We start from the raw sequence: 20,056 nt of genomic DNA on the forward strand, positions 1-20,056 counted from the left end.
CTTTGCGGCATGATGTCAATTAGAGACAGTATTATCTAATATTTCCCTTATTTTCGCTATAATATCTGCACTAAATCCCTCGTTTTGCGCATCATAGAATAAAGCTCCCTGCCAATGCCTCAACCAGGTTAATTGCCGTTTGGCCAATTGCCTAGTTGCAGCTATACCTTTTTCCCTCATGGTCTCATAATCATAATGGCCTGCAAGATACTCAAATATTTGCCTGTAACCAACGCATCGCATGGATGGCATGCTGATTTGAATAGGCCATTTTTCTTGCAATTGTTGAACTTCTTCTATAAATCCCTCACTAAGCATCGCGTCAAACCGTTGTGCGATCCGTTCATGCAACCAGGATCTTTGTTCAGGAAAAAGAGCAAGATTAACAAAATAATAATCAGGCTGTTCAAGAGGCTCAGCCAAATAAGCCGATAAGGTTGAACCCGTTAAGTAATAAACTTCCAATGCTCTTTGAATTCTTTGTGTATCATGTGCATGAATACGAGCAGCTGTTACAGGATCTAATTGGCTTAACCTTTGATAAAGAAAATCCCAACCCTGTGATAATGCTTCTTCCTCCAATCGCTTACGAACTGCTTCATCAGCTTCAGGCAAAGTGGCCAACCCTTTTTGCAAGGCATTAAAATACATCATAGTTCCGCCCACTAACAAAGGAATATTTCCTCTCTTGATGATTTCCTCACACAAAGACAAAGCATCTATGCAAAACTGGGCTGCTGAATAAGATTCAACTGGATCTTTAATATCAATTAAATAATGAGGCGCTCTCTGTAATTCATGGATTGAAGGTTTTGCTGTCCCAATATTCATATCTCTATAAATCATTGCGGAATCAACACTAATAATTTCAAAAGGGAAATGGGTGACCAACTCACATGCTAACCCTGTTTTTCCTGAAGCAGTTGGTCCCATTAAACAAAACGCTACCTTATTCATGCAATAACATCCGACAATCATCAATAGTTAATGCTTTATATGTATTATGTTTCTCTTCTTTAAGAGACAGTTCCAGCAACAATTGATTCATTTCAATACGCTCTTCAACTGTTAATTGTTTTGGGTCAAACATTTGAGAACGGCTAATTAACGGTATCAATTGCTCAGTATGGAAAAAATCCAATTCGCAGAAAAAATTAAAAAAAAGTCGAACATCCAAATAGGGCGCACTCAAAGGGATACTGCGAATTAACAATTCATCAGCAATAGGATATTCAATTCGTATCCCAACACGAGCCAACTCATGTTTTATATGATCCAGCCTATGCATCCATTGTTTTGGTAATGGATAACGAATTGAGATCAATAAAGGCCTGCTCTCCAGGGGTAAAGCCTTTTTCATTAGCTGTTTTTCTGTCCATTCCTGAAACAGTGCTACCAAATCCACAAGGTATGGCTGTTGCTTTATAAAAACCAAAATGAACCGCTCATTTAAGACAATCCACTGAGACTCTGTTTCAGGATGACATACAGCGCTGGTTTTTTTATACCCTTTGCTGGTTATAGATGATGAAAATGAATTGCCACTCCGGTTTGGGAATAAATCATTTGATCCGCCATGAGTTTCTATATGATTACGGGAATGAGCAGGTTCGGCAATAGCGTTTTGCCGTTCATTACAAGAAGCAATAGCATATGCGTATTCCCTTGTATCTAAATTGGTAAGATTTGAGTGCAAAGCTTTAGTTAATTGAGAAGTAAAAAAATCATGCACCAAACGAGGCTGTTGGAATCTCACCTCATGTTTTGTAGGATGGACATTCACATCCACTTCAGAACCAGGAAGAGTAAAATACAACAGACAAACTGGAAATCTGCCTGCATGCAATAAGCCATCATAAGCTTGTTTTACCGCATGCTGGAGTAATTTATCCTTTACCATTCGTTGATTCACATAAATCCACTGTCTATCATTCTGGCTGCGTTGCAAACGCTGGTTACTTATCCAACCATAAAGACGCATGCCACTGTGTTCCACATCAAGAAAAATCGCTTCTCTCATGAACGTATTGCCCAAAATGCGGCTCATACGAATGGCTTTGGCTTGCTCACTTAACGCAGGAGGTAATGAAAAAATCAGTTTCTTATTATGCTTAAGCGTTAATGCAATCTGGGGGGCACTTAATGCAAACCGTTTCACAACCATTTCAATCGCTTGAAATTCCAGTTTTTCATTTTTTAAAAACCGCTTACGAACTGGCGCATTATAGAACAAATCAGAAACATCGATGGTAGTGCCAATATTCCGCGCGCAAGGAGAGAGAGTCCTCCTCTCTCCCTCAACTCGCAACATCATTGCATTGTCCTGTCCCTCAGGCTTTGAAATGATAGTCACTTTGGCTACCGAGGCAATACTTGCCAATGCCTCCCCTCTAAAGCCCATACTATCAATAGAATATAAGTCATTAAGTGTTCTGATTTTACTGGTCGCATGAGCTGCAACAGCTAAAGGCAAATCGTCTTTGACGATTCCAGAACCATTATCACTAACCGTAATCTGCAACAACCCACCATAATTGACTTCGACACTAATCACACTGGCACCAGCATCCAAAGAATTTTCCAACAGCTCTTTAACCACTGAAGCGGGCCGTTCTATGACTTCTCCTGCTGCTATCTGATTAGCTATTGCTGGCGGGAGTTGATGTATCCTTAAGACCATGTGCCAGGTATCACTAATTTTTGCCCGGGCATAAGCCTTGCCCTTGCTTGAAGACGGTTAATTGATTGTAATGCACTCACAGATACTCTATACCTGGCAGCGATAGCAGGAAGCGTTTCCCCTTTTTTAACGATATGAAAATTAGGAGAAATCATAGCCTCAATTCGAGTCCCATGAGGAGGATGATCCCAAAAGTAATTTTTTAGTCCTTGGAATATCGCCTGGCTCAATCGCTCCTGATAGGCAGGATTGGTTAAATTTCTTTCCTCGCGAGGATTTGAAATAAAACCGGTTTCGACCAAAATAGAAGGGATATCAGGAGACTTCAAAACAACAAAACGGGCTTGTTCCACTTTATTATTATGCAAATTAGTAAAATTATCCAATTGGCCTAATACTTTTCCTCCCATTTCCAAGCCAGCATTTATCGTCGCAGTTTGTGATAAATCGATCAAAACAGAGCGGACTACTCCGTTACTGTCATCTAACTCTCCTAAATTCACCCCACCTAATTCAGAATAATTCTCTTTTTCTGCTAACCACCGTGCTGCTTCACTGGTAGCGCCTCTTTGTGATAAGGCAAATACCGAGGCTCCATTGGAGTGAGGATTATTGAATGCATCGGCATGGATGGAAATGAATACATCTCCATTATACTTTCTGGCAATATCCAGCCTTTGTCTAAGTCCAACGTAATAATCGCCTGAGCGTGTCAGAACTGCACGCATACCTGGTTGCCTATCTATCAATCGTTTCAGTTTTAACGTAATAGCCAGTACAACATCTTTTTCGTTACTGCGACGCGGACCTCTCGCTCCAGGATCTTTACCTCCATGACCTGCATCTAATACAACAACAACATCACGCAAAGGTTTTTTTGATGGATTATGAGGAACTTGAATAGGCGTTTTATGTACTGTTATTCGTGGTTCTGATGGCTGGTTAGATATTTTCAATTGGGTTTGTTGAGCTGGGGCTTTAACCGTTTTAACAGGTGTACTCAACTGACTACGATTATTTATGACTAAAGGAGTATCATTAACGAGATCAATCCTGATCCCATTAAATTCCCCTTTCGGTTTCCATGAAGATGAGCGCACCTTGACCGGTTGTTTTACATCCATGACAAGCCTCAGCGTGTTCTTGGAGGGGCTGCCACTTCTTACCTGCTGGATAAGAGAATTGATTAAACTTAATTGACTGAGATTGACAGCTAAATTTGTATCACTTAAGTCTAAAACCACGCGATTGGGATGACTTAAAGTAAACAGTTTATGGGTAAATGAACCTTGTATAGTAAGATAAAGCGACGTGACAGTTGATTGCTGAGATACCGAAATATTTTTTAATTGCGCGGAAAATACAGCAAAAGAACTTGGTATATATAATAACAGGCTTAAGACCCACGCTCGCATCATCATCATTCACCCGCCAGGCAAGCTAAAATTCGTTTACCAGCGTCACTTAATGCAGCTATTTGCATTAGGCGCCCAGTCCCTCTAATTATTAAATTAAACTGAATATCGACTGGAGGCAATGTTTTTCCAGCATGTTCAGGCCATTCAATACAGCAAACACTCTGATTGGAAAAATAGTCTCTAAAACCCAGATAATCCAGTTCTTCTTCCTGGTGAATACGGTACAAATCAAAGTGATGAACATAAAATTCACTACAACTATAACTTTCAACTAATGAAAAAGTTGGACTCTTGATAGCTGAGATTACCCCGAGTGATTTTAGCATAGCTCGGATAATGGTTGTCTTTCCGGCTCCTATATCACCACTTAAAGTAATCACCAAAGGGGCTGTTATACAAAACGCCAATTTTTCTGCAAATCTTTTGCTCTCTTGTTCACTAACCAAATCCAAAGTTATGAAATTATCATTATCTTCAATAGTCATATCGAGAACACAACATAATGTATCTGTTTAGAAAAAGCCTGTCAGCCCAATCCGGTCATAAACAAGCATTGAAAAAGAGCTTGTTATCCTATTCAAGGCTAAGACTGCCTTCTTAATGACTCATCGCACTGGATACAATTCAAAATGCTTGGAATTTCATCAAGTAAATCGCTCGCCAATAACCCAACTTCACCTGATCTCTCAGCAACCTTGTCTCCAGCAACAGCATGAACCCACACTCCTAATTTCGCTGCATCGGATAAGCTAAACCCCTGGGCACAAAAAGCCGCAATAATGCCACTCAAAACATCCCCCATGCCTGCTGTGGCCATGCCAGGATTACCTTTAGGGCAAACAAAAACATTCTTTTCAGCTGTCTGAATAACCGTACCTACTCCTTTCAGTACCACAACACCACCATATTGTTTTTGTATAGCAGATGCCGCATGGTATCTATCCATTTGAACATCTTTTACAGTACAGGAAAGCAAACTGGCCGCTTCTCCAGGATGGGGTGTTAAAATCCAATTGTCATCCATTTGAGGATGTTGAGAAAGTAATCTTAGCGCTGAAGCATCAATAATCATAGGTAATTGGGTTGTCATTGCCCTTAGAAACAAGGTCTTAGCCCAATCACTATCACCAAGCCCAGGCCCAATAACACAAACCGTAGCTTTTGCTAACAGAGGCATTAACTCTTCTGCTGTTTTAATACCCCAAACCATCGCTTCAGGAATTAATGGTAAAGTGCCCTTCGCATAATCCGGCCAAGTTGCAATAGTGGCTACGCCTACTCCTGTTCTTAGTGCTGCTTTGGCTGCCAAACTCACTGCTCCCGGCATTCCTGGGCCACCACCTATCACTAAAACGTGCCCATGATCTCCTTTATGAGAATTCTTTTTTCTGGCGGCAAGGGGCAATGGCAAGGTGGAATCTCTCAGCAGAGAGGCAAATCGGCTTATTTTGGTCCTGCACGCGTCCAGGTTTAAATCGCTACAATGAATCACGCCACAATAATCTGGTCCGTCCAAAGTATACATGCCTGTTTTAAGTCCGATAAATGTAATTGTGGCAGTCGCATTGACACAAATATTCTCGACTAATCCTGTATCTGCATTAAGACCAGATGGAATGTCAATCGATAATACCGGTAACCCACTGGCATTGATTTGATGAATCGCATTGGCTATTACCCCATGCACTGGTCCTTGCAATCCAATACCCAGTAATGCATCAACAATTAATTCGGCATCACCGTCTAATGGTTCATCTGCTGATTGACAATTTACTCCTGATGCCAAAGCCAGGCGTGCGGCATTCCTGGCAGCAGAAGGTAAATCTTCCAATGATTTACATTGATATACAGTAACTGAGAATCCTTGTTCATGAGCTAGTCTGGCCAAAACATAACCATCACCGGCATTGTTGCCAGCCCCACAAAAGACTGCTATATGCCTTACATGAGGGTAAAGTTTCTGCAAGAAAGAAAATGCCTCTGCACCCGCCAGAGCCATTAGCGCATTTTCGTCTTTTTGATACAAAGTTACCGCCTGCTGTTCACAAGCTCTAATTTGATCACAACGATATAGAGCATTTTCTAGCTTGTTCACCGGTTGGCTCCAAATTAACGTCAATTCGATATAAGAACCACAAAATATTTTATTTATATCGCCAAGCGAAGAGCACTTTGCAAAGAGCTCTGCTTCTTGGCTAGGCTTCAGTTAAAATAAACCATGTCCTCTATTTTACCAATTTTAGTGATGGCTTGTTTTTTGTAGCACTATCAGAGGAAGAAGAGGTTTTAGGTGGCGGCTCATCATCTTCATCAACTGAAAAAGCAATTCCTCTACCATTTTCTTTTGCATAAATCTCTAGTACGGCATTTGGAGCAACAAAAATTTGCTCTGTTTGTCCTGAAAAGCGTGCCGTAAATACAATACGATCATTTTCCAATAAAAGTCCTCGTGTCGCCGAGGGAGAAATGTTTAATACAATTCTATCATGCTGGACATGTTCCCTTGGAACCTGCACATTCGGATTTGATGCATCTACGAGAATGTAGGGTGTTAAATCGTTATCAACAATCCAATCGTAGAAAGCACGAATCAAGTAGGGTCTGTTTGATGTCATTGCCATAATTATGCTGCTCTTATTTGTCTCTCAGCGTCAGTCAAACTCGTTTGAAAAGATTCACGTTTAAACACACGCTGCATATAGGAAATTATTCCTTTAAAATTAGGCGCAATTTCCAACCCTAATTTAGGTAACCGCCATAATAAAGGAGCCAAAGCGCAATCCAGGAGTGAAAACTCATCACTTAAAAAATAGGGTTTATCTGCAAATACAGGATCTAAACTGGTTAAACTTTCAAGTAAATTAGCTCTGGCTTGCTCTATCGATTCCTCCCGCAAAATAGAGTTCATTAAATAATACCAGTCCTGTTCAATTCTATGCATCATTTTGCGAGTTTCAGCACGGGCTACCGGATAAACTGGTAATAATGGAGGATGAGGGAAACGTTCGTCCAAATACTCCATAATGATTCTTGCTTCATATAATACAAGTTCCCTATCAATTAATGTAGGAACAGTTCCATAAGGATTAATAGACAAGAGGTCAGCTCCAGGCTCATCTTGCTTTACTGCAAGAATTTCAACATTAACTCCCTTTTCTGCCAGAACGATACGAACCTGGTGACTATAAACATCATCTACATCAGAAAATAAAGACATTATGGTGCGCTTTGCAACGATTGCCATTACTTACTCCTATCAATTCATTTAAGCCTGTTACAATGGCTTTTTATATTCTACTGTACAAAGGTTGCTATTCTATCACATTTTTAATCTTCTGGGTTACTTTGAGCAAATCTTCTCATTTTAGCGTGAATTCGATACAGGAAGCCAGATATATTTTCCTGTACTGAAGGTAACTATTTGAGATTGCTCCCAGTATAAAAGGCAAGAAAAGGCAACACTTTTTACAAAACCACTGGGGTCAGTAATCAGTTTATTCCTATTTTAATTGTTTCCAATAAGCTTTCTTCAGTGAATAAGCTGCGATAAGGAAAATACAGAAGAATAAAAGAACAAAGACTCCTAATTTATAACGAATTAACTTGGCAGGCTCACCTACATAAACTAAAAAATTCACCAGATCCCTTAATGCGCTATCAAACTGGCTATCAAACATCTCGCCTCGTTTTACCACTAATAAATTATTTGCATGTGCGTTTTTGTTTTTGACCAAAACAACTTTTCCAATCAATGGTTCCAAAACATTAGGCATAGCAACATCAGGCATGAGTAAATTATTAGCACCAAAAGGTCTGGAAGGGTCGCTGTAAAAACTTTTCAAATAATTATATATCCAAACAGGCCCTCTATCCCGCGCGCTTAAAGACAGATCGGGAGGCACCATACCAAACCATTGCTTGGCATCTTCAGGCGACATGGCTATTTGAATAGGATCATAAATATTGGCCTGAGTAAAAATTAAGTTATTTTTTAATAAATCTTCAGCGATCTGACCATCAAAAGTAGTTAATCCAAGATCCTGGGCCATGCGGTTATAACGCATGTATTTGAGGGAATGGCATCCAGAGCAATAATTCATAAACATTTTTGCCCCTCTTTGCAAACTCTCCTTATCATTTATATCAACCGAGACATACTCCATTGCTATATTTTCATTTTCTGTAAATGCCAAGTTTGACATTAAAAAAGCCAAGGCAGCTACTAACAACACCTTTATTTTCATCATTTTCCACCTATCCGTGTAGGTACTGGTCGGGTTTTCTCAAAACGACTATAAACAGGCATCAAGATAAAGTAAGAAAAATAAATAACAGCAGCAATTCGCGCTAAAACCAACCTCGCTGGTGTAACCGGAGTTGTGCCCAAATACCCTAAAAGCAGCAAACTAAACGCAAACAAAGTAATACTTATTCTGGAATACATTCCTTTATATCTTATAGAACGAACGTTACTTTTATCGAGCCAGGGCAAAAAGAAAAGCAATAATATGGCAGCAGCCATGCACGCTACCCCAATGAGCTTATCAGGAATAGCCCTTAAAATGGCATAAAAAGGAGCGAGATACCAAACGGGAGCGATATGATCTGGGGTCACCATTGGATTAGCGGGGACAAAATTGGCATGCTCTAGAAAATACCCACCCATTTCAGGAGCAAAAAAGACCACCGCAAAAAATAAAATTGAAAAAACTATGATTCCTACAAAATCTTTCACCGTATAATAAGGATGAAAAGGTATTCCATCCAAAGGCTTACCATCCTTATTTAAAACCTTCTTGATATCAATCCCTTCCGGGTTGTTTGAGCCTACTTTATGCAAAGCGACAATATGCAAAAACACGAGGATGATCATTAAAATGGGTATTCCAATGACATGCAGAGCAAAAAATCGCTGCAAAGTCGCATTTGCAACAGAATAATCCCCCCTCAACCATACAACAAGACCTTTACCAATGTAAGGTATAGCACCAAACAAAGAGGTAATCACTTCGGCACCCCAATAAGACATTTGTCCCCAAGGTAATAAATAGCCAAAGAATGCTTCTGCCATTAACAAGAGATATAAGAACATCCCCAATAACCAAACCAACTCCCGTGGTTTCTGATAAGAACCATAAAGCAGACCTCTAAACATATGCAAATAGATAACAATAAAAAAAGCAGAAGCACCTGTGGAATGCATATAACGGAGCAGCCAGCCAAAATTGACGTCGCGCATAATGAATTCAACTGAAGAAAATGCCTGTTCTGCGTTTGGCGTATAAAACATGGTTAGCCATAAACCGGTAATGATTTGATTAACTAAAACAATTAGAGCTAAAGAGCCAAAAAAATACAGGAAATTAAAATTTTTAGGTGCGTAATAATTACTGAAATGTGCTTTCCATGTACTAACAAGAGGGAAACGTTCATCTAACCAATTGACTAACCCATTCATGCCTTAATCCTTATTTTGCATCCTCACCTATTACAATGGTGTGTTCATCTAAAAAGTGATGGGGTGGTACTTCCAAATTGATAGGGGCAGGAACACCCTTGAATACTCTACCTGAAAGATCAAATGTTGATCCATGGCATGGGCAAAAAAAGCCGCCTGGCCAATCAGGCCCTAACTCACCAAGATTAGGCTTATATTTTGGGGAGCAACCCAAATGAGTACAAATACCTATTAAAACCAAAAACTCAGGATTAATGGAACGATACTTATTTTGCGCATATTCCGGTTGTTGATCCACCAAAGAATCCGGGTCCCTCAGTTGAGACTCATCTTCTTTTTGTAATTGGTTAAGCATGTCCTTGCTTCGTTTAATTATCCAAACTGGTTTACCACGCCATTCAATGATAGCTTGCTCACCAGGCTCCATTCTACTGACATCAACTTTGACTGGAGCACCTGCTGCTTGTGCTTTAGAGCTTGGTAACCAGGAAGTAATAAAAGGAGTTAAGGCGCATGCAGCACCTACTCCCCCTAAGACACAGGTAGTATGCAACAAAAAACGACGACGCTCTTCATCCAATTGTTCGTCTTGATTGTGATTACTTACATCCTGATTGAGATCAGTCATTTCGCTCACTGCTTAATCATCCTGATTATGGTCTATGAACTGGATTCAGTTCGCCTAATTATAACTTCCGTTAGTTATAACAAAGAATAACAATTTTTCAAACGGTTGGATAACTTATTTCTTAGAAAATAAAAAAAAGCCCCGTATAAACGAGGCTTGGGAAAAAAATAATAGAATTAGCGCTTGGAGTACTGAGTAGCTCGGCGTGCTTTGTGCAGCCCCACTTTCTTTCGTTCTACACGTCTGGAATCACGAGTTAATAAACCGCGCGCTCTTAGCTTGCGACGGAACGAATCGGGACTTGCCTCAGCTCCTGCAGCCAAACCGTCTTCATCATAGGCAACCAATGCTCTGGCTATTCCCAAACGAACAGCTCCTGCTTGGCCAGATATACCACCACCAGTTACAGTGATGTATACATCAAATTTATTAAGAAGGTCAACTGTTTCCAAAGGTTGCATTACGATCATGCATGAAGTTTCTCGACAGAAATACTCCTGCAAGGTTCTGTCATTTACTTTTATATCACCTTTTCCGGGACGTAAAAAAACTCGCGCAATTGAACTTTTTCTGCGGCCGGTGCCATAATATTGCTTCATTTCAGCCATTATACTTATTCCTCAATCTCAAGTTGCTTCGGTTGCTGCGCAGTATGTGGATGTTCGCTGCCAGCATATACCTTCAACTTGCGATACATCTCTCTACCTAACGGGTTTTTGGGCAACATGCCTTTTACAGCAATCTCAATAATTTTTGTAGGATTTTTATCCTGTAATTTTTCAAAGGAAGTCGATTTGATCCCTCCAGGAAACCCTGTGTGATGATGATACATTTTATTTTTAAACTTGCGACCAGTCACAATAACCTTTTCTGCATTAGTGACTATAATGTAATCGCCAGTATCAACATGGGGGGTATACTCCGCTTTATGCTTGCCACGTAAACGACGAGCAATCTCTGTGGCTAAGCGACCCAAAACTTTTTCACTGGCATCGACAACAAACCAGTCACGCTTGACTTCATTGCCTTTTGCACTAAATGTCTTCATTAAATAAACTCCGAACCGCCTCAATTGGTAATCTTTCTATCATGGACGGGCGATTTTAACCAAAACAGAAACAACCTACAAGTAAAATGGATAAAAAAATATATACAATTAATCAAATCTCAATAAAAACATCGGATTAATGACTCAATGTGAAATATTTTTCATCTCATTGACGTAAGCTCATACTGAATCAACAGAAAACCCTGATACTCATTTTCATCCCTTTGCTTAACCAGGAGAGACTGGGCTTGACTACTCGAACAGCATTAACCAACGCTTTATTTTATTCAAAACCTTTGGGTACCAAGAAAGCACAAAAAGGTTTGTTCCCTAAATAATTATCTGTCTAGCAGAAGTGGCTCTACTAACTCACCATCAATTAAGTGGTTCTTGATAATTTGTTCAATATCTTCAAAGGAAGAATAAGTATACCAAACTCCTTCTGGATAAATAACGATGCAAGGACCAGAGCTGCATCGTCCAAGACATCCTGATTTGCTGACCCGGATTTTTCCAGGGCCATGTAAATCAAATTCTAACAATTTTGATTTCATGAAATCAAAATATTCTTCTCCGCCAGAATTAGCACAGCACTGCTTGCCCGGTGCTTTCTGATTCGTACATATGAATACATGCTTGGTGTAATGAGATAACAAACTACTTTCCTATTTTTTCAATTTTTGTTTTTAATTTCAAACCCGGTTTAAAAGTAACAACTCTTCTGGCTTCCACAGGAATTTCTTCGCCCGTCTTTGGATTGCGGCCTGGCCTCTGTGGTTTATCTCTTAAAGTAAAATTACCAAAACCGGATAATTTCACATGCTGACCATTTTCAAGTGCATGACGCAATTCTTCAAAAAAATTTTCAACCATTTCTTTGGCGATTGGTTTATTCAATTTTAATTCGTCACACAATGTTTCTGCCATTATTGCTTTGCTTAGTGCGTTCACGATCATTCCCTCAAAAGGATTGAAAATTCATTTTCCAGTTTCTTGATTATAGCACTAATTACTAAATTGATCTCGGTATCAACTAATGTTCGAGTGTCATCTTGAAGCGTCATGGCCACAGCTATACTTTTTTTATCTTTTGGAATACCTTTACCCATGTACACATCAAATACGTCAAATGATTTTAACCAATCCTCTTTTACTGTATTTCTAATCACACGCTCAATCTGCATAGCACTTATCTGTCTATCAACCAGGAAAGATAAATCTCTCCTTATTTGTGGATACTTAGAAATGGGCTTGTACAAAGGGATAGTCGGATTGATTAATGATTCAATATTCAATTCAAACAAAATCACATCCTGATGAAGATCAAAGGCATCCGACAAGCGCGGATGCAACACACCTATCCATCCCGAATGCTTGCCATTAATCACAATCTGGGCTGACTGGCCGGGGTGAAGGGCGTGATGAGATGATTGAATAAATTCAACATCATCCAGCTTCAATGACGCAAACAATGATTGTAAATCTCCTTTTAAATCATAAAAATCAAATAAACGGGTAGGTTCACTCCAGTTCAAATTACCTTGCTCACCCATTAACAGGCCAGCAATACATGGGCGTTCTTTTAATTGTCCTCCATCAAGATCAAAAACCACGCCTATTTCAAAAAACTTCACTGCTGTTTGTTGTCTGTGGCTATTATAAATCATAGAGGCAATTAAACCTGGCCACATTCCAGCGCGCATTTGCGATAATTCAGAGGAAATTGGATTTAGCAATTCCATAAATTCTTTTTGCGGGTAAAGTGCTTCCTGCAGCTCGGGGTCAACAAAACTATAACTGATGGTTTCATGGTAGCCCTTGGCACTAAACCACGATGAAATTTGCTCAGCAATTTTCTCCTTGGCACTAATTAAACCGGCTTGTACTGATGTTTGCATTGGCTGAGCCTGTAGCTTGTCATAGCCATACAAACGAATAATTTCTTCAACCAAATCAGCATCTTGTTGCAAATCTACGCGATGAGAAGGAATGGTAACCTCAAAAAAATGATTTGTTTCTTTGGTAATGACAACACCTAATCCCTCCAGTAAATTCTTCATTTCGCTTACAGGGATGGACAATCCCGTTAATTTTTTCACTTTTGTCGTATCAAATAAAAAGGAAACTGTATCTGGTAAAAACTTTTTGTCAAAAGACTCTATCACCGGCCCAGCTTCGCCCCCTGAAATAGATAAAATTAATTCTGTCGCTCTTTCAAGCGCTTTCGATTGCAAACAGGGATCCACTCCCCGCTCGAATCGTTGCGATGAATCACTAAATAAACCATATTTTCGGGCAACCCCGGCAATTGTCACAGGATTAAAATAGGCACTTTCCAGAAAAACATGTTGGGTGTGCTCTTGAACCGCGCTATTAGCCCCGCCCATTATTCCAGCCATAGCCAGAGGGCTTTCTTTATCAGCAATCACCAATACATTGTCATTTAAGTCAACTTCTTGCCCATCTAATAATTCTAATTGCTCTTCTGAGGTACTATAACGTACATTAATTTCACCGTTAATTTTTGACAAATCAAAAGCATGCATGGGTTGTCCAAGCTCGAGCATGACATAATTCATCACATCAACGACTGGGTGCAACATTCTAATGCCGCCGCGACGTAAACGCTCAGCCATCCATAACGGTGTTTTTGCTTCAGGATTTAAATTACGAATAATGCGACCACAATACCTTGGACATGCTTCGGAATGGATTAAATTTACTCGCAGGCCATCATCAATGGCTGGCGGCACGGTAGTGATTGGCTGTTCAATTAAAGGTAATTTATTGAGAGCAGCCACTTCCCGAGCGACGCCTAAAATACTAAAGCAATCCGCACGATTAGGAGTTAAATCGATATCAAAGACATGGTCATCAAGAGCAAGGTACTCACGCAAATCCATCCCAATGGGGGCATCATCACTCAACTCCATTATCCCCTCGGAATGTTCTGCCAATCCCAATTCTGTTGCGGAGCACAACATGCCCTGAGATAATTCTCCGCGTAATTTGGATTCCTTAATTTGCAGACCGCCAGGCAAGTGAGCTCCAATCATGGCTAGGGCAACCTTCAAACCAGGCCTCACGTTGGCCGCGCCACAAACAATTCTCAACGGTTTGTCTTTATTGATATTCACTTCACATAAGGTTAATTTATCAGCATCAGGATGAGGCTTGGTATTTAGAACTTCAGCAACAATGACATGAGTGAATTGGCCAGCCACAGGATTTACTGCATCGACTTCTAAACCAGCCATGGTCAATTGCTCAGCCAGCTCTTGTTCAGTTAATGAGAAGTTAACCCATTCACGTAACCATAACTTACTTACTTTCATTTAAAGTCCTCATCTCTGTAACTGTTCATTTGACTCAAAATTTCCATCTAGTAATTTCACTCTGTATACAGAGTGAAATTACTGATAACAATTTGCCCATATTAACCAGGCAATAAAGTATTATTTCCAGTATTAACGGGGATGATCCAGGAGTGCTATTTAGTCTAATCTGAACCTTCTATGCGCCAGTGGCAAAGCAATCAGAAGAAACATAAAAATAAAATCCAGGACTAATTATTTTTGCGGTGTTCAAAACTGTCGCAAAAAGGTTAAATCATTCTCAAACAACATGCGCAAATCATCTATGCCATAATAAAGCATTGCTAATCTGTCCATACCCATACCAAAAGCCCAGCCGTGATATTCATTCGGATCAATATTAACTGCCATCAAAACGTTAGGGTGAACCATGCCACAACCCAACACCTCAAGCCACCCGGTAAATTTACAAGAACGACAACCCTTACCATTACATTGAGTGCACTCTATATCGACTTCTGCAGAGGGCTCGGTAAAGGGGAAATAGGATGGCCTGAATCTTAAAGCCAATTCCCGGCCAAAAAAATAAGCGAAGAAATCTTGCAACAAGCCCTTTAATCCGGCCAAAGTTGCTTGCTTATCGATGAGTAATCCCTCTACCTGATGAAACATAGGGGTATGTGTTACATCCGAATCACAACGATAAACTCGGCCAGGGGCAATTAAACGGAAAGGCGGCTTACGCTGTTCCATTGTTCTGATTTGTACAGGAGAAGTGTGCGTTCTAAGCAAGCGCCCGTCTCCAAAATAAAACGTATCGTGCATGGCCCGTGCTGGATGATGGCCAGGAATATTCAATGCTTCAAAATTATAAAATTCTGTTTCAACTTCAGGACCTTCAACAATATCAAATCCTAAACGGCTAAAATAATCATTAATTCTATGCTTTACCTGAGTGACAGGATGTAAGGAACCTGTGGAATGATTGCGGCCAGAAAGAGTTACGTCGATTTGTTCTGCTGCCAGTTTGGCCAATAATTGCTTTTCTTTCAACTCGATCATTTTTGTTTCAATCAAAGCACTAATTCCTTGCTTTGCTTGATTGACCAATTGACCTACCTTAGGTTTTTCCTCTGCAGACAAATTGGCAAGACCTTTTAGCAACTCTGTCAGTTTGCCTTTTTTGCCCAAAAAATCAACGCGAATTTGTTCAAGAGCAGCTACATCTTTAGCTTGTTTGATTGCATCCGAAGCTTGTTCTTGTATGGTGTTTATAGTTACCAGCATAGTTATACCCGCAAGTAAAAAGGAGGCCTTAGCCTCCTCAATAATTTTTTTACAACCTGCTTTTACTTAAGATTGCTTTTCCGAATCAAGATTTATAGACGAAAGAGAATAATCAATAAAGCAGGCTGAAAATTAACCAGCTAAAGCTGCTTTGGCTTGTTCTGCAATAGCAGCAAAGGCAACTTTATCATGAACTGCCATGTCAGCCAGGATTTTCCTATCCAGCTCAATGGATGCTTTTTTCAAACCATCAATCAAGCGACTGTAGGATAAACCACATTCACGAGCTTGAGCATTGATACGAGTAATCCATAAAGCACGGAATTGTCGCTTTTTCTGCCGTCTATCCCGATATGCGTATTGACCGGCTTTAATTACAGCCTGTTTAGCGACTCGATAGGTACGGCTACGGGCGCCATAATAACCTTTGGCTTGGTCTAAAATTTTCTTGTGACGCGCTTTTGCTGTCACACCACGTTTTACTCTTGGCATTGTTCAATCTCCCCGTTAACTACCGTGCAACATACGTTCAGCCAAACGCGCATCGCATGGCTTCAAAGTACCTGCTTCTACACGCAAATGACGCTTTTGCTTAGTAGATTTTTTAGTGAGGATATGATTTCTATAAGCGCCGCGACGTTTAATCGCTCCACTCGCTGTCTTTCGGAAGCGTTTAGCTGCTCCACGATGTGACTTTAACTTCGGCATAACAATATACTCCGCATTCGTTACTTGGTTTTTTTGGGTGATAATACCATCAGTAATTGTCTTCCTTCACGTTTTGCATGCTGCTCCACTATGGCTACATCAGCCGTGTCGGCTTGCAAACGTTCCAAAATCTTCATACCGAGTTCTTGATGAGCCATTTCACGACCACGAAAACGTAATGTGATTTTGACCTTATCACCATGATTGAGGAAACGGATCAGGTTGCGTAGCTTGACCTGATAATCTCCATCTTCCGTCGTAGGACGGAATTTTAATTCTTTGACCTGAATTTGCTTTTGCTTTTTTCTTGCTTCAGCTTGTTTTTTACTCAGTTCAAAGAGAAACTTGCCATAATCCATAATACGACAAACAGGAGGTTTGGCTGTTGGAGATATTTCCACCAAATCCAATCCGCTTTCTTCTGCTGCCCGTAGCGCTTCTCGCGTTGACACAATTCCTGCCTGGTTACCATCGACATCAATTAAGCGTACCTCAGGTACAGTGATCTGTTCATTAATTCGTGCGCGATCATTTTCACGCTTAGTTGGTGCACTAATGGTTTAATCCTCCAGTTCGTTTATATTGATCCTTTACGGATAATTTCTTGCGTTAAGGTATCACAAATTGTATCTATTGTCATCACACCCATGTCAACGCCATCACGAGTGCGAACAGCTACCTGACAATGTTCAACTTCTTTATCGCCTACCACCAATAAATAAGGAACTTTTTGTAAGGTATGCTCGCGAATTTTAAAACCAATCTTTTCATTTCTCAAGTCAAAATTGGCGCGAATCCCTCTTTTTTGCAAAGTTTTACTCACTTTTTCGGCATACTCATTCTGCTTCTCACTGATAGTGAGCACGACTGCCTGCACAGGAGACAGCCATAATGGCAATTTACCTGCATAATGCTCGATTAATATCCCCATGAATCGTTCGAGAGAACCCAAAATGGCTCTATGCAACATAACCGGTGTTTGCTTGCTTCCATCTTCAGCAACATAACTTGCCTCAAGGCGCGCAGGCATAGAAAAATCAACCTGAATTGTTCCGCACTGCCAAATTCTGCCTAAACAATCGGATAGAGAACACTCAATTTTTGGTCCATAAAATGCGCCTTCACCAGGCGCATCCACCCACTCAATATTTCTTCCCTGCATAGCCAGTTTGAGTGCGGTTTCAGCCTTATCCCAAACATCATCTGATCCGACTCGTTTTTCAGGACGCAAAGCCAATCGATATTTTATTTCAGTAAACCCAAAGTCTTTATACACTGATTGAACTAATTCGAGCATCATAGCCACTTCCGATTGAATCTGATCCTCGGTACAAAAAATATGAGCATCATCCTGCACCATATTGCGTACGCGCATTAAACCATGCAAGGCACCTGATGGCTCACAGCGGTGGCAATTTCCAAACTCAGATAATCTGAGAGGAAGATCCCTGTAGCTTTTTAGACCATGATTATAAACTTGAACGTGACAGGGACAACTCATAGGCTTTACTGCGTAATGCCGATTCTCTGTTTCCGTAACAAACATTTCATCTCTAAAATTCGCCCAATGACCTGACTTCTCCCACAGCGATCTGTCCACTAATTGCGGCGTTCTAATTTCCTGATAGCCAAAATCTACCAGTCGATTTCGCATGTAATGCTCCAGCTCTTGATAAATAGTCCATCCTTTGGGATGCCAAAAAACCATCCCCGGAGCAATATCCTGGAAATGAAACAAATCCAAGGCCTTACCTAACTTACGATGATCGCGTTTTTCTGCTTCTTCCAAACGAAACAAGTATTCTTCAAGGGATTTTTTATCAGCCCAAGCAGTACCGTAAATTCGCTGTAACATTTCGTTATTTGAGTCGCCACGCCAATAAGCACCAGCTACTTTCGTCAATTTAAATGCTTTTAAAAACCCTGTGGAAGGAACATGTGGACCTCGGCATAAATCTTCAAAATCACCTTGCTTATAGAGAGAGAGAACTTCATCTTCTGGGATATCCGCGATAATTTTTGCCTTATATTCCTCTCCTAATCCCTTAAAATATTGTATTGCTTCATTTCTAGGCAATTCTCGACGAGTGATGGAAAGATTAGCCTTTGCCAGTTCATGCATCTTCGCTTCAATTAAACTCAAATCATCGGGAGTAAACGAACGCTCAAAAGCAAAATCATAATAAAACCCGTCTTCTATTACAGGACCTATAGTCACTTGAGCTGATGGAAATAGGGCTTTTACAGCCTGGGCTAATAAATGAGCGGTAGAATGCCTGATTATTTCAAGACTGTCTTCATGTTTTTCGGTTACGATGATCAATGAGGAGTCTTCTTTTATAAGATAAGATGTATCCACCAAGCGACCATCAACACGACCTGCTATTGCTGCCTTAGCTAATCCAGGACTAATGTGATGTGCCACATCATAAATGGTGAGAGGCGCTTCAAAATGTTTTACATTTCCATCTGGTAATTTAACATTTGGCATAATCTTATCCGTCTTCCCATCTTTCAGGTTCTTGTTTAAAAAAAAACCCTGCATGGCAGGGTTGAAACCTTTAATAATTCAGTGCAGTAGCTTACCAATTAGAGATTCTACTAGAAATCCAGGTATTATGGTAGGCACGAGTGGGATCGAACCACCGACCACCACCATGTCAAGGTGGTGCTCTACCACTGAGCTACGTGCCTATAATTCAACCTGAATGAAAATTGGCATGAATTATATACACAAGATTCCTGGAAATGCAATCATTCAAGCCATATCATTTTTATCGAATGAAAAAACAAGATAAGATGGCCTTAAAGTTTTTGGATGATCTTGGCATATCAATCTTGCCTTTTGGCTCTTTTCTAAACGCTGCCAATCTTGACCAAACTGCAAAATACACTCGTTTTTCCCCATCAAATGCTTCATAGCAAAAAGAATAAAGCACGACAAATATCCATTCCAACTCTCTTGAGAACAAGGTAAAATTACAAGCCTCCTTCAGCTTATAAAATATTATGTGGTTTAAAATAATAGATTCCCATGTGGAAATAGCTATTTATGCCAAACCGAATGCCAAGAATACACAACTCATGGCTATTACTGATGATAGGCTGCATATTGCGCTCCATGCCAAACCACATGAAGGAGAAGCCAATAAAGAGCTTTTATTCTTCATATCCCAATTTTTTAAAATTCCAAAAACTCAAATCGACCTGATTAAAGGAAAAAATAGCCGTTATAAACTCATAAGGCTACCTTTATCAGAATCTGTAATTTGTTTTTTAAATAATCCAAAAATCCAAGAAATGTCCTCTTAAAACGTAGAAAGGCCTGAATAAAGGGGTTCATTCAAGCCATACAATGCGAAGTTAACCGCTATGGTTAAACCACTTTTCCTATTGACTGGACTGTCCTGTAATACTTGTTCCTTCAAGTAAAAACAGCGTCCGATGTTTGGACTTTAAGAAACGCATTAAGACGCTTCCATATCTATTATAATCATAAGACACACTTAGTCAAT

Annotated in this window: 21 protein-coding genes and 1 tRNA gene; 1 reads left to right on the forward strand and 21 read right to left on the reverse strand. The window is 40.1% G+C overall.

Annotated elements, in window-relative coordinates; translation table 11 throughout:
* Positions 1-15: 15 nt before the first annotated feature.
* The 21 genes from miaA to CC34_RS0110555 all read right to left on the reverse strand — a co-directional run bounded on the left by miaA (position 16) and on the right by CC34_RS0110555 (position 19,235).
* Complete coding sequence (miaA, locus tag CC34_RS0110455) at positions 16-957, reverse strand: tRNA (adenosine(37)-N6)-dimethylallyltransferase MiaA (RefSeq protein ID WP_027229028.1); 942 nt, start codon at positions 955-957, stop codon at positions 16-18.
* Positions 950-2,680 (reverse strand): DNA mismatch repair endonuclease MutL, encoded by a 1,731-nt coding sequence (mutL, locus tag CC34_RS0110460; protein ID WP_027229027.1) that lies wholly within the window; start codon positions 2,678-2,680, stop codon positions 950-952. The genes miaA and mutL overlap by 8 nt, the downstream gene beginning before the upstream one ends.
* Positions 2,671-4,101, reverse strand: a complete 1,431-nt coding sequence (locus CC34_RS0110465) for an N-acetylmuramoyl-L-alanine amidase (protein WP_027229026.1) — start codon at positions 4,099-4,101, stop codon at positions 2,671-2,673. Before CC34_RS0110465 ends, mutL begins: the two co-directional genes overlap by 10 nt.
* Complete coding sequence (tsaE, locus tag CC34_RS0110470; RefSeq protein WP_027229025.1) at positions 4,101-4,583, reverse strand: tRNA (adenosine(37)-N6)-threonylcarbamoyltransferase complex ATPase subunit type 1 TsaE; 483 nt, start codon at positions 4,581-4,583, stop codon at positions 4,101-4,103. The genes CC34_RS0110465 and tsaE overlap by 1 nt, the downstream gene beginning before the upstream one ends.
* Positions 4,584-4,681: 98 nt before the next feature.
* Positions 4,682-6,193, reverse strand: coding sequence for a bifunctional ADP-dependent NAD(P)H-hydrate dehydratase/NAD(P)H-hydrate epimerase (locus tag CC34_RS0110475; RefSeq protein WP_027229024.1), 1,512 nt, complete (start codon positions 6,191-6,193; stop codon positions 4,682-4,684).
* 130 nt (positions 6,194-6,323) lie between these two features.
* Positions 6,324-6,719: a ClpXP protease specificity-enhancing factor gene (locus CC34_RS0110480; RefSeq protein WP_027229023.1), complete on the reverse strand. Its 396-nt coding sequence runs from the start codon at positions 6,717-6,719 to the stop codon at positions 6,324-6,326.
* Positions 6,720-6,721: 2 nt separating this feature from the next.
* Positions 6,722-7,342 (reverse strand): stringent starvation protein SspA, encoded by a 621-nt coding sequence (sspA, locus tag CC34_RS0110485; RefSeq protein ID WP_027229022.1) that lies wholly within the window; start codon positions 7,340-7,342, stop codon positions 6,722-6,724.
* A gap of 256 nt (positions 7,343-7,598) precedes the next feature.
* The gene (locus CC34_RS0110490) at positions 7,599-8,345 is read right to left on the reverse strand and encodes a cytochrome c1 (protein WP_027229021.1); all 747 of its coding nucleotides are present in this window, start codon (positions 8,343-8,345) and stop codon (positions 7,599-7,601) included.
* Positions 8,342-9,556, reverse strand: a complete 1,215-nt coding sequence (locus CC34_RS0110495; RefSeq protein WP_027229020.1) for a cytochrome b — start codon at positions 9,554-9,556, stop codon at positions 8,342-8,344. The genes CC34_RS0110490 and CC34_RS0110495 overlap by 4 nt, the downstream gene beginning before the upstream one ends.
* A 10-nt stretch (positions 9,557-9,566) precedes the next feature.
* Positions 9,567-10,184 (reverse strand): ubiquinol-cytochrome c reductase iron-sulfur subunit, encoded by a 618-nt coding sequence (gene petA, locus CC34_RS0110500; protein WP_027222851.1) that lies wholly within the window; start codon positions 10,182-10,184, stop codon positions 9,567-9,569.
* A 176-nt stretch (positions 10,185-10,360) separates the two neighbouring features.
* Entirely contained in the window at positions 10,361-10,792 is a 432-nt protein-coding gene (gene rpsI, locus CC34_RS0110505; RefSeq protein WP_027229019.1) for a 30S ribosomal protein S9, read from the reverse strand.
* Between the two features lie 5 nt (positions 10,793-10,797).
* The gene (gene rplM / locus CC34_RS0110510; protein WP_027222853.1) at positions 10,798-11,232 is read right to left on the reverse strand and encodes a 50S ribosomal protein L13; all 435 of its coding nucleotides are present in this window, start codon (positions 11,230-11,232) and stop codon (positions 10,798-10,800) included.
* Positions 11,233-11,570: 338 nt separating this feature from the next.
* Complete coding sequence (locus CC34_RS0110515; RefSeq protein WP_027229018.1) at positions 11,571-11,888, reverse strand: (2Fe-2S) ferredoxin domain-containing protein; 318 nt, start codon at positions 11,886-11,888, stop codon at positions 11,571-11,573.
* Position 11,889: 1 nt separating this feature from the next.
* Positions 11,890-12,183, reverse strand: coding sequence for an integration host factor subunit alpha (locus CC34_RS0110520; protein ID WP_027229017.1), 294 nt, complete (start codon positions 12,181-12,183; stop codon positions 11,890-11,892).
* Positions 12,184-12,185: 2 nt separating this feature from the next.
* Positions 12,186-14,567, reverse strand: coding sequence for a phenylalanine--tRNA ligase subunit beta (gene pheT, locus CC34_RS0110525; RefSeq protein WP_027229016.1), 2,382 nt, complete (start codon positions 14,565-14,567; stop codon positions 12,186-12,188).
* 249 nt (positions 14,568-14,816) lie between these two features.
* On the reverse strand, positions 14,817-15,833 hold the full coding sequence (gene pheS, locus CC34_RS0110530) for a phenylalanine--tRNA ligase subunit alpha (RefSeq protein WP_027222856.1): 1,017 nt from the start codon (positions 15,831-15,833) through the stop codon (positions 14,817-14,819).
* Positions 15,834-15,965: 132 nt separating this feature from the next.
* Positions 15,966-16,325: a 50S ribosomal protein L20 gene (gene rplT / locus CC34_RS0110535; RefSeq protein WP_010948412.1), complete on the reverse strand. Its 360-nt coding sequence runs from the start codon at positions 16,323-16,325 to the stop codon at positions 15,966-15,968.
* Positions 16,326-16,340: 15 nt separating this feature from the next.
* On the reverse strand, positions 16,341-16,541 hold the full coding sequence (gene rpmI / locus CC34_RS1000000117100; RefSeq protein ID WP_011216579.1) for a 50S ribosomal protein L35: 201 nt from the start codon (positions 16,539-16,541) through the stop codon (positions 16,341-16,343).
* Positions 16,542-16,561: 20 nt separating this feature from the next.
* Complete coding sequence (gene infC, locus CC34_RS01000000116480; protein WP_011216580.1) at positions 16,562-17,098, reverse strand: translation initiation factor IF-3; 537 nt, start codon at positions 17,096-17,098, stop codon at positions 16,562-16,564.
* 20 nt (positions 17,099-17,118) lie between these two features.
* Entirely contained in the window at positions 17,119-19,032 is a 1,914-nt protein-coding gene (thrS, locus tag CC34_RS0110550; protein ID WP_027229015.1) for a threonine--tRNA ligase, read from the reverse strand.
* 128 nt (positions 19,033-19,160) lie between these two features.
* Positions 19,161-19,235 (reverse strand) — tRNA-Val (locus tag CC34_RS0110555).
* 315 nt (positions 19,236-19,550) lie between these two features.
* Between CC34_RS0110555 and CC34_RS0110565 the strand changes: the two genes are divergently transcribed.
* Complete coding sequence (locus CC34_RS0110565; protein ID WP_027229014.1) at positions 19,551-19,853, forward strand: DUF167 domain-containing protein; 303 nt, start codon at positions 19,551-19,553, stop codon at positions 19,851-19,853.
* Positions 19,854-20,056 lie beyond the last annotated feature (203 nt).

It is taken from the genome of Legionella pneumophila subsp. fraseri, from assembly GCF_000586315.1.
In the GTDB taxonomy this organism is placed as follows: Bacteria; Pseudomonadota; Gammaproteobacteria; order Legionellales; family Legionellaceae; genus Legionella; species Legionella pneumophila_B.

Bases quoted from the DNA above. Each gene is read 5' to 3' on its own strand.
- miaA (WP_027229028.1), bottom strand. From the start codon at position 957: ATGAATAAGGTAGCGTTTTGTTTAATGGGACCAACTGCTTCAGGAAAA.
- sspA (WP_027229022.1), bottom strand. From the start codon at position 7,342: ATGGCAATCGTTGCAAAGCGCACCATAATGTCTTTATTTTCTGATGTA.
- pheS (WP_027222856.1), bottom strand. From the start codon at position 15,833: ATGCTGGTAACTATAAACACCATACAAGAACAAGCTTCGGATGCAATC.
- petA (WP_027222851.1), bottom strand. From the start codon at position 10,184: ATGACTGATCTCAATCAGGATGTAAGTAATCACAATCAAGACGAACAA.
- rplT (WP_010948412.1), bottom strand. From the start codon at position 16,325: ATGCCAAGAGTAAAACGTGGTGTGACAGCAAAAGCGCGTCACAAGAAA.
- tsaE (WP_027229025.1), bottom strand. From the start codon at position 4,583: ATGACTATTGAAGATAATGATAATTTCATAACTTTGGATTTGGTTAGT.
- CC34_RS0110465 (WP_027229026.1), bottom strand. From the start codon at position 4,101: ATGATGATGCGAGCGTGGGTCTTAAGCCTGTTATTATATATACCAAGT.
- thrS (WP_027229015.1), bottom strand. From the start codon at position 19,032: ATGCCAAATGTTAAATTACCAGATGGAAATGTAAAACATTTTGAAGCG.
- rpsI (WP_027229019.1), bottom strand. From the start codon at position 10,792: ATGGCTGAAATGAAGCAATATTATGGCACCGGCCGCAGAAAAAGTTCA.
- CC34_RS0110495 (WP_027229020.1), bottom strand. From the start codon at position 9,556: ATGAATGGGTTAGTCAATTGGTTAGATGAACGTTTCCCTCTTGTTAGT.
- CC34_RS0110565 (WP_027229014.1), top strand. From the start codon at position 19,551: ATGTGGTTTAAAATAATAGATTCCCATGTGGAAATAGCTATTTATGCC.
- pheT (WP_027229016.1), bottom strand. From the start codon at position 14,567: ATGAAAGTAAGTAAGTTATGGTTACGTGAATGGGTTAACTTCTCATTA.
- mutL (WP_027229027.1), bottom strand. From the start codon at position 2,680: ATGGTCTTAAGGATACATCAACTCCCGCCAGCAATAGCTAATCAGATA.
- rpmI (WP_011216579.1), bottom strand. From the start codon at position 16,541: ATGCCGAAGTTAAAGTCACATCGTGGAGCAGCTAAACGCTTCCGAAAG.
- rplM (WP_027222853.1), bottom strand. From the start codon at position 11,232: ATGAAGACATTTAGTGCAAAAGGCAATGAAGTCAAGCGTGACTGGTTT.
- CC34_RS0110480 (WP_027229023.1), bottom strand. From the start codon at position 6,719: ATGGCAATGACATCAAACAGACCCTACTTGATTCGTGCTTTCTACGAT.
- CC34_RS0110490 (WP_027229021.1), bottom strand. From the start codon at position 8,345: ATGATGAAAATAAAGGTGTTGTTAGTAGCTGCCTTGGCTTTTTTAATG.